The sequence below is a fragment of the Streptomyces sp. NPDC002536 genome, assembly GCF_053594995.1.
Genome location: NZ_JBSFWU010000167.1, coordinates 1 through 9313, shown reverse-complemented (window position 1 = coordinate 9313; position 9313 = coordinate 1). Strand labels below are relative to the sequence as shown.

The window sequence follows — 9313 nt, the reverse complement described above, 5'->3', positions numbered from 1 at the left end:
CGCTACCAGTCGATCGTCGACTTCTCCGGCATCAACGAGAAGGGCGACTTCATCACCCTTCCCATGCGCACCTACTCCTCCGGCATGGCCGCCCGTCTGCGGTTTTCGATCGCGGCGGCCAAGGACCACGACGTCCTGATGATCGACGAGGCCCTCGCCACCGGTGACCGCGCCTTCCAGAAGCGCTCGGAGGAACGGATCCGGGAGCTGCGCAAGGAAGCCGGGACGGTCTTCCTGGTCAGCCACAACAACAACTCCATCCGCGACACCTGCGACCGGGTGCTGTGGCTGGAACGCGGTGAGCTGTTGATGGACGGCCCGACGGACGAGGTCGTCCGGGCGTACGAGAAGGAAACGGCCCGCTAGGCGGCGCCTGCCCCTCCCGCCGCAGTGGTGACGACGTTGACCGGTTCGTAACGATCAACTGCCTTATTACCAAGGCCGATTCGCGGCGCGCATGGCATTGTATGGATCAAGCACACACCCCGGCGGGCGTCGGGCACCTGTACGGCGTACGCTGTACCGTGCTGTTTTTGCGCCTGTTCCGCGGCGGGCGAAGGTGTACCCCGGTACCCCTCGTGCCCCCGGCCGCCGGGGCGCCGGAGAAACGGCGGAGGGGGCCGAAGGGAGGGCCGCCGCCTGCGGCGTGTCCGAAATAGGATGTTCTGGCTCGGCAGTGTAGAACGGGAGATGTGACGGCAATGGGTACGGGAACGCCCCAGATCAGAGACGCGTACGCCGTCCCCGGTCCGGGCAGCCCGCGATGACCGCGGGGACGGACGCGCACGCGCGCGCCGTGCTCGACAAGGCCGCGCACGAGAACTTCCCCGTGGCACCCTTCTTCGTGCCGCGCGCCTGGCGGGCCGACCTGATGGCCGTCTACGGCTACGCCCGCCTCGTCGACGACATCGGCGACGGCGACCTGGCCCCCGGCGGCCGCGACGCCGAGCTGCTGGGCCTGGACCGCGAGCAGGCGGACGACCGCCCGGCGATGCTGGACGCCCTCGAGGCCGACCTGCGCCGGGTCTTCGACCACAGCGGCACCGGCCCCCGCCACCCGCTGCTGATCCGCCTCCGTCCGACCGTGCGCCGGTGCGGTCTGACGCCCGAGCCCTTCCTGGGGCTCATCGAGGCCAACCGCCAGGACCAGCGGGTGAGCCGCTACGCCACGTACGAGGAGCTGCTCGCCTACTGCGAGCTGTCCGCGAACCCCGTGGGCCGCCTCGTCCTGGGCATCACCGGCACCGCAAGCCCCGAGCGGATCCGCCGCTCGGACGCGGTCTGCACCGCATTGCAGATCGTGGAACACCTGCAGGACGTCGCCGAGGACCTGGGACGCGACCGCGTCTACCTCCCCGCCGAGGACATGCAGCGCTTCCGTGTCACGGAGTCCGACCTCGCCCGGCCGACCGCGGGCGCATCGGTGCGCGCCCTGGTCGCGTACGAGGCGGAACGCGCCCGGGCCCTGCTGAATGAAGGGACCCCCCTGGTGGGTAGCGTCCACGGCAGGCTCAAGCTGTTGCTCGCGGGGTTCGTGGGCGGGGGGAGGGCCGCGCTCAAGGCGGTCGCCGCCGCAGGCCACGACGTGCTCCCCGGACCGCCGAAGCCCACCAAGCTCAGCGTGCTGCGCGAGGTGGGGGCGACATTGCGAAGAGAGGGGTGAGCGGGACCGTGAACGGAACGCCACACGCGTCCGCACCGGTACTCGCCGCGTACAGCTACTGCGAGGCCGTCACCGGACAGCAGGCCGGCAACTTCAGCTACGGCATCAGACTGCTGCCGACCGCCAAGCGGCGGGCCATGTCGGCGCTGTACGCCTTCTCCCGGCGCATCGACGACATCGGTGACGGGCCGCTGGAGCCCGAGGCCAAGCGGCTGCGGCTGGAGGAGGCCCGGGCGACGCTCGCCCGGATAAGGGACGGCGCGCTCGACGAGGACGACACCGATCCGGTGGCCGTCGCGCTCGCGCACGCCGTGCGCCGCTTCCCGATTCCGCTGGGCGCGCTCGACGAGCTCATCGACGGCGTCCAGATGGACGTCCGCGGCGAGACCTACGAGAGCTGGGACGACCTGGCCGTCTACTGCCGCTGCGTCGCGGGTGCCATCGGGCGCCTCTCGCTCGGCGTGTTCGGCACCGTGCCCGGCGCACGGGACGCCGAGCGCGCTGCGGAGTACGCCGATACGCTGGGCCTGGCGCTGCAGCTCACCAACATCCTGCGTGACGTCCGGGAGGACGCGGCCAACGGCCGCACCTACCTGCCCTCCGACGACCTCGCCAAGTTCGGCTGCTCGGACGGCTTCCACGCCGCCGTGCCCCCGCCGGGCGCGGACTTCACCGGGCTGGTGCAGTTCGAGGTGCGGCGCGCCCGCGCCCTGTTCGCCACCGGCCTGCGGCTGCTGCCCATGCTCGACCGGCGCAGCGGCGCCTGCGTCGCCGCCATGTCCGGCATCTACCGGCGGCTGCTGGACCGGATCGCCGAGGAGCCGGAGGCCGTGCTGCGCCGCCGGGTCTCCCTGCCCGGCCGGGAGAAAGCGTTCGTCGCCGTGCGCGGGCTGTCCGGGTACGACGCGCGCAGCGTCCACCGGGCGACCGCCAGGGGGCGCGCTTGATGACCCGCACGCGCACGGGCCGGTGTGCAACCCTCCGCCCGGAGGGGACGTCCCAGACAGCAGCCGAGGGGGTGGGCGCATGACCGAGGGGACGACAACCCGGCCCGAGCGGCTCCGCACAGACGAAGCAGGCCGTCCCCTGGGGGCGGCCGCGGTAGTGATCGGGGGCGGCCTGGCAGGCGTCACGGCCGCTCTCGAACTCGCCGGTGCCGGGCTGCGGGTCACCCTGCTCGAAGGACGGCCGCGCCTCGGCGGCCTCGCCTTCTCCTTCCGCCGCGGCGGCATGGCCGTCGACAACGGCCAGCACGTCTACCTGCGCTGCTGCACCGCCTACCAGTGGTTCCTGGACCGTGTCGGCGCCCGCCACCTGGCCCCCCTGCAGGACCGGCTCGACGTGCCCGTCCTCGATGTGGGGCACCCCTCCGGGCGCCCGCGCCTGGGCCGGCTGCGCCGCGCCGCCCTGCCCGTGCCGCTGCACCTGGCGGCCAGCCTGGCCACGTACCCGCACCTCTCGCTCGCCGAGCGCGCCAAGGTCGGCCGTGCCGCGCTGGCGCTCGGCGCGCTCGACCCGGAGGACCCGGCGCTGGACGGCGTGGACTTCGCCACCTGGCTGCACCGCCACGGCCAGTCCGCCCGCACCGTCGAGGCCCTGTGGGATCTGGTCGGCATCGCCACCCTCAACGCCACGGCCGACCAGGCGTCCCTGGGCCTGGCCGCCAAGGTCTTCAAGACCGGGCTGCTCTCCGCGCCCGGCGCCGCCGACATCGGCTGGGCCCACGTCCCGCTCGGCGAGCTGCACGACACCCGGGCCCGCGCCGCCCTCGACCGGGCCGGGGTGCGCACCGCGCTGCGCACCCGTGCCACCGCCGTCACCCGCAGCGCCGACGGCGGCTGGCACGTGGACACCGAGTCCGGGCCCGGCGCCACCGAGCGGCTGGACGCCGGCACGGTCGTGCTCGCCGTGCCCCAGCGCGAGGCCCACGCCCTGCTGCCCGACGGAGCCCTGGACGACCCGGACCGGCTGCTGGACATCGGCACCGCGCCGATCCTCAACCTGCACGTCGTATACGATCGCAAAGTTCTCCGTCAGCCGTTCTTCGCGGCGCTCGGCAGCCCCGTGCAGTGGGTCTTCGACCGCACGGAGTCCTCCGGGCTCGCCGGGGCGGACGGCGCCGTGCAGTACCTGGCCGTGTCGCAGTCCGCCGCGCAGGACGACATCGACCGGCCGGTCGCCGAGCTGCGCGAGCGTTATCTCCCGGAGCTGGAGCGGCTGCTGCCGGCCGCGCGGGGAGCCGGCGTGAAGGACTTCTTCGTCACCCGGGAGCGGACAGCGACGTTCGCCCCCACCCCGGGGGTCGGGCGGCTGCGGCCGCAGGCCGCCACCGACGTGCCCGGCCTCTACCTGGCCGGCGCGTGGACCGCCACGGGCTGGCCCGCGACGATGGAGGGCGCGGTGCGCAGCGGTGTCCAGGCCGCGGGCGCGGCACTCTCCGGGCTCGGCCGGCCGTACCGCGACCCCTTGCGGGAGGCGGCGGCATGACCCGGCGAGCCGACCAGGCGTGCGACCCCCGGACGGGGCGCGCGTGAGCACGACCACCAGAGGAGAGACCGTGACTTCGGCGATCCCAGCTGTCGACACCGCGGGCGTGAATGCCCTGCTGGAGCGCGGACGGGCGCTTGCCGCACCGGTACTGCGTGAGGCCGTGGGCCGGCTCGCGCCGCCCATGGACGCCGTCGCCGCCTATCACTTCGGCTGGATCGACGCCGAGGGCCGCCCGGCACACGGCGACAGCGGCAAGGCCGTGCGCCCCGCCCTGGCGCTGCTCTCGGCCGAGGCCGCGGGCGTCGCGCCCCGGGTGGGTGTGCCCGGCGCCGTCGCGGTGGAGCTCGTGCACAACTTCTCGCTGCTGCACGACGATCTGATGGACGGCGACGAGCAGCGCCGCGGCCGGGAGACCGTGTGGAAGCTGCACGGTCCCGCGCAGGCCATCCTCGTCGGCGACGCCCTCTTCGCGCTGGCGAACGAGCTGCTGCTGGAGCTGGGCACCGTCGAGGCCGGCCGGGCCACCCGCCGGCTGACCACCGCCACCCGCAAGCTCATCGACGGCCAGGCCCAGGACATCTCCTACGAGCACCGCGAGCGGGTCACCGTCGCGGAGTGCCTGGAGATGGAGGGCAACAAGACCGGCGCCCTGCTGGCCTGCGCCGCCTCCATCGGCGCCGTCCTCGGCGGCGCCGACGACAAGACCGCCGACGTCCTGGAGTCCTACGGCCACCACCTCGGCCTCGCCTTCCAGGCCGTCGACGACCTGCTCGGCATCTGGGGCGACCCGGCGGCCACCGGCAAGCAGACCTGGAGCGACCTGCGCCAGCGCAAGAAGTCGCTCCCGGTGGTCGCCGCCCTCGCGGCCGGCGGCCCCGCGTCCGAGCGGCTCGCCGGGATCCTCGCCGCCGACGCGAAGCTCACGGACGCCCAGCTCGCCGACTTCGACGAGGAGGAGTTCGCCTCCCGCGCGGCGTTGATCGAGGAGGCGGGCGGCCGGGAGTGGACCTCCCGGGAGGCCCGCCGCCAGTACGCCACCGCGATCGAGGCCCTCAACGGGGTCGACATGCCCGCGGAGGTCCGGGCGCAGCTCGTCGCGCTCGCCGACTTCGTCGTCGTACGGAAGAGATGACCACGGAAGAGATGGCTACGGAGAGATGATTCCCATTCACCCGATCTAGCGCGCAGTCGCCGGCCGGTGCCCCGTGCGGCACCGGCCGACGCAACCCCGAAGTACGGCAGTCAGCAGTACGGCATTGACGTAACTCACTGCAAAAGGGGAAGCCATGACAGCGACGACCGACGGCACCGGGGCGCATCCGCCCCGCGCGGCCGAGGCCGGACACAGCACGACCGCCGAGCCCCTGCCCGCGGCCGCGGGGGCGGCGAAGACGCACGAGGCCGCAGAACGGGCCACGGCCCGCGCCATCGAACACCTGTTGTCCCGGCAGGACGAGCAGGGGTGGTGGAAGGGCGACCTGGAGACCAACGTCACCATGGACGCCGAGGACCTGCTGCTCCGTCAGTTCCTGCGCATCCGGGACGAGGAGACCACCCGCCGCGCCGCCCGCTGGATCCGCTCGCAGCAGCGCCCGGACGGCACCTGGGCCACCTTCCACGGCGGGCCCGCCGAACTCTCCGCGACCGTCGAGGCCTACGTCGCCCTCCGGCTCGCGGGGGACGGACCCGAAGAGCCGCACATGGCCGCCGCCTCCGGCTGGGTCCGCGAGCAGGGCGGCATCGCCGCCACCCGGGTCTTCACCCGGATCTGGCTGGCCCTCTTCGGCTGGTGGAGCTGGGACCACCTCCCCGAACTCCCGCCGGAGATCATCTACTTGCCGAAGTGGTTCCCGCTCAACATCTACGCCTTCGGCTGCTGGGCCCGGCAGACCATCGTGCCGCTCACCGTCGTCGCGGCCCACCGCCCCGTGCGCCCCGCACCGTTCGTCCTCGACGAGCTGCACACCGACCCGCGCCGGCCCAACCCGCCGCGCCCGCTCGCCCCGGCGGCCAGCTGGGACGGCTTCTTCCAGCGCCTGGACAAGGCGCTGCACCTCTACCGCAGGTTCCCCATCGGCGCGCTCCGCCGCTCCGCCGTCAACTCCGCGGCGCGCTGGATCGTCGAGCGGCAGGAGAACGACGGCTGCTGGGGCGGGATCCAGCCGCCCGCCGTCTACTCGATCATCGCCCTGCATCTCCTCGGCTACGACCTCGACCACCCCGTGCTGCGCGCCGGGCTGGAGTCGCTGGACCGTTTCGCCGTTCCGCGCGAGGACGGCGCCGCCCGGATGATCGAGGCCTGCCAGTCCCCGGTCTGGGACACCTGCCTCGCGGCCGTCGCCCTCGTCGACGCCGGAGTGGCGCCCGACCACCCGGCGCTGGTCAAGGCGGCCGACTGGATGCTCGACGAGCAGATCCTGCGCCCGGGGGACTGGGCCGTGCAGCGGCCCGAACTGCCCCCGGGAGGCTGGGCGTTCGAGTTCCACAACGACAAGTACCCCGACATCGACGACACCGCCGAGGTGATCCTCGCCCTGCGGCGCATCGCCCACCCCGACCCGCAGCGCGTCGGGACGGCACTCCAGCGCGCCGCCCGCTGGACGCTGGGCATGCAGTCGAAGAACGGGGCCTGGGGCGCCTTCGACGCCGACAACACCAGTCCGTTCCCCAACCGGCTGCCGTTCTGCGACTTCGGCGAGGTCGTCGACCCGCCGTCCGCCGACGTCACCGCGCACGTGGTCGAGATGCTCTCGGTGCTCGGCAAGGAGCACGACCCGCGCACCCGGCGCGGCATCACCTGGCTGCTGTCCGAACAGGAGCCCAGCGGCGCCTGGTTCGGCCGCTGGGGCGTCAACTACCTCTACGGCACCGGGTCCGTGCTCCCCGCCCTGGTGGCCGCCGGGCTCCCCGTCGCGCACCCCGCGATCCGCAGGGCCGTGGACTGGCTGGGCGGCGTGCAGAACCCCGACGGCGGCTGGGGCGAGGACCTGCGCTCCTACCGCGACCCTGAGTGGATCGGCCGCGGCGCCTCCACCGCCTCGCAGACCGCATGGGCCCTGATGGCCTTGCTCGCCGCGGGAGAGCGGGAGAGCGAGGCCGTCGCCCGGGGCGTGGCCTGGCTCGCCGACACCCAGCGCGAGGACGGCTCCTGGGACGAGCCGTACTTCACGGGAACCGGTTTCCCGTGGGACTTCTCCATCAACTACCACCTGTACCGCCAGGTGTTCCCGCTCACCGCGCTCGGCCGGTACCTGCACGGCGAACCGTTCGCCGTGGACCGGGCACAGGAACCACGGGAGAGCTGATGGCCCCCGGCACGGGAACGCCCGCCCCCGCACCGCTGCTGATCGCCTGCGCGCTCGGCATCGAGCGCCTCGCGCTGCGCGGCGGCACGGGCGGCGCGGCCGGGCCCGTGACCGTGCTCCGCACCGGCATGGGCCCCCAGGCGGCGGACCGTGCCGTGACCAGGGCCCTCGCCGAGGGCGGTCCGCTGCGGGAGGCGGCCGTGATCGCCACCGGCTTCTGCGCCGGCCTTGCGCCGGGCATGCACCCGGGCGACCTGGTCGTCGCCGACGAGACCCGCGACGGGGAGGGCCGCACCGAGTGCCTCGGCTCCGAGATCCTCGCCAAGGAGCTCGCCCGTGCCGTCCCCGGCCGCGTCATCCACACCGGGCCGCTGGTCGGCTCGGACCACGTCGTGCGCGGCGCAGAGCGCGCCGGGCTGCACGCTTCCGGCGCACTCGCGGTGGACATGGAGTCCGCCGCCACGCTCCGAAGCGCGGTGAGGACGGGTCCGCGCCCGGTTGCGGCCGTCCGGGTGGTCGTGGACGCTCCAGAACATGAACTCGTCCGAATCGGGACCTTGCGGGGTGGAATATCAGCTTTCCGCGTACTCCGCACCGTCCTTCCGGCTTTTTTCGAATGGCACCGTTCTTTGCTGCTCCCCAGGAGGTGAGCCAGATGGCCATGCCGCTCCGCCAGACCATCAGGGTCGGGACCTATCTCTTTGAACAGAAGCTCCGGAAGCGCGACAAGTTTCCGCTGATCGTCGAGCTCGAACCGCTCTTCGCCTGCAACCTCAAGTGCGAGGGCTGCGGAAAGATCCAGCATCCGGCGGGCGTGCTGAAACAGCGGATGCCTGTTGCGCAGGCGGTCGGCGCGGTGCTGGAGTCGGGCGCGCCGATGGTGTCCATTGCGGGCGGCGAGCCGCTGATGCACCCGCAGATCGACGAGATCGTGCGGCAGTTGGTGGCCCGGCGGAAATACGTCTTCCTCTGCACCAACGCGTTGCTGATGCGGAAGAAGATGGAGAAGTTCAAGCCTTCCCCCTATTTCGCGTTCGCGGTGCACATCGACGGGCTGCGCGAGCGGCACGACGAATCCGTTGCGAAGGAGGGCGTCTTCGACGAGGCGGTGGAGGCGATCAAGGAGGCCAAACGGCGCGGCTTCCGGGTCACCACCAACTCCACGTTCTTCAACACCGACACCCCGCAGACCGTCATCGAGGTGCTCAACTTCCTCAACGACGAGCTGAAGGTGGACGAGATGATGATCTCGCCCGCCTATGCCTACGAGAAGGCCCCCGACCAGGAGCACTTCCTGGGCGTCGAGCAGACCCGTGAGCTCTTCCGCAAGGCCTTCGCCGGCGGCAACCGCCGCCGCTGGCGGCTCAACCACAGCCCGCTCTTCCTCGACTTCCTGGAGGGCAAGGCGGACTTCCCGTGCACCGCATGGGCCATCCCCAACTACTCGCTCTTCGGCTGGCAGCGCCCCTGCTACCTGATGAGCGACGGTTACGTGCCCACCTACCGGGAGCTCATCGAGGACACCGAGTGGGAGAAGTACGGGCGCGGCAAGGACCCGCGGTGCGCCAACTGCATGGCCCACTGCGGCTACGAGCCCACGGCGGTGCTGGCCACCATGGGCTCGCTCAAGGAGTCCCTGCGCGCCGCCCGGGAGACCGTCTCCGGGAACCGGGGCTGAGCGCCGTGACCACGCGCGAACCGGTCGGGCTCGGACTGCCGTCCGTCCCGTCCCGGTTGGCCGTCCGCCGTGTCAGCCGGAGGATCCAGGTCGGGTCCGTGGCTGTCGGTGGTGACGCTCCGGTGTCGGTCCAGTCGATGACGACGACGCGGACCTCGGACATCGGTGCGACGCTGC

At 72.7% G+C, this 9313-nt stretch carries 9 protein-coding genes; all 9 read left to right on the top strand.

Going from position 1 to position 9313, the window contains the following annotated elements; translation table 11 throughout:
- Positions 1–366, top strand: a 366-nt coding sequence (locus ACWD4B_RS33800; protein ID WP_451424359.1) for an ABC transporter ATP-binding protein, incomplete at its 5' end; no start/stop codon positions are given.
- 397 nt (positions 367–763) lie between these two features.
- Positions 764–1663 (top strand): squalene synthase HpnC, encoded by a 900-nt coding sequence (gene hpnC, locus ACWD4B_RS33795; RefSeq protein WP_451424358.1) that lies wholly within the window; start codon positions 764–766, stop codon positions 1661–1663.
- Complete coding sequence (gene hpnD / locus ACWD4B_RS33790) at positions 1660–2610, top strand: presqualene diphosphate synthase HpnD (protein ID WP_451424357.1); 951 nt, start codon at positions 1660–1662, stop codon at positions 2608–2610. The genes hpnC and hpnD overlap by 4 nt, the downstream gene beginning before the upstream one ends.
- A gap of 79 nt (positions 2611–2689) precedes the next feature.
- Entirely contained in the window at positions 2690–4150 is a 1461-nt protein-coding gene (gene hpnE, locus ACWD4B_RS33785; RefSeq protein WP_451424356.1) for a hydroxysqualene dehydroxylase HpnE, read from the top strand.
- Positions 4151–4193: 43 nt separating this feature from the next.
- Positions 4194–5285, top strand: a complete 1092-nt coding sequence (locus ACWD4B_RS33780) for a polyprenyl synthetase family protein (protein ID WP_451424355.1) — start codon at positions 4194–4196, stop codon at positions 5283–5285.
- Positions 5286–5439: 154 nt separating this feature from the next.
- Complete coding sequence (shc, locus tag ACWD4B_RS33775; RefSeq protein WP_451424354.1) at positions 5440–7458, top strand: squalene--hopene cyclase; 2019 nt, start codon at positions 5440–5442, stop codon at positions 7456–7458.
- On the top strand, positions 7458–8108 hold the full coding sequence (locus ACWD4B_RS33770) for a 5'-methylthioadenosine/S-adenosylhomocysteine nucleosidase family protein (protein ID WP_336417135.1): 651 nt from the start codon (positions 7458–7460) through the stop codon (positions 8106–8108). Before shc ends, ACWD4B_RS33770 begins: the two co-directional genes overlap by 1 nt.
- Positions 8109–8113: 5 nt before the next feature.
- Positions 8114–9136, top strand: a complete 1023-nt coding sequence (gene hpnH / locus ACWD4B_RS33765) for an adenosyl-hopene transferase HpnH (RefSeq protein WP_451424353.1) — start codon at positions 8114–8116, stop codon at positions 9134–9136.
- 5 nt (positions 9137–9141) lie between these two features.
- Positions 9142–9313, top strand: a 172-nt coding sequence (locus ACWD4B_RS33760; protein ID WP_451424360.1) for a flavodoxin-dependent (E)-4-hydroxy-3-methylbut-2-enyl-diphosphate synthase, incomplete at its 3' end; no start/stop codon positions are given.

Excerpts from the sequence above, each read along its gene's own strand:
- hpnC (WP_451424358.1), top strand. The coding sequence starts at position 764 with ATGACCGCGGGGACGGACGCGCACGCGCGCGCCGTGCTCGACAAGGCC.
- hpnE (WP_451424356.1), top strand. The coding sequence starts at position 2,690 with ATGACCGAGGGGACGACAACCCGGCCCGAGCGGCTCCGCACAGACGAA.
- shc (WP_451424354.1), top strand. The coding sequence starts at position 5,440 with ATGACAGCGACGACCGACGGCACCGGGGCGCATCCGCCCCGCGCGGCC.
- ACWD4B_RS33770 (WP_336417135.1), top strand. The coding sequence starts at position 7,458 with ATGGCCCCCGGCACGGGAACGCCCGCCCCCGCACCGCTGCTGATCGCC.
- hpnH (WP_451424353.1), top strand. The coding sequence starts at position 8,114 with ATGGCCATGCCGCTCCGCCAGACCATCAGGGTCGGGACCTATCTCTTT.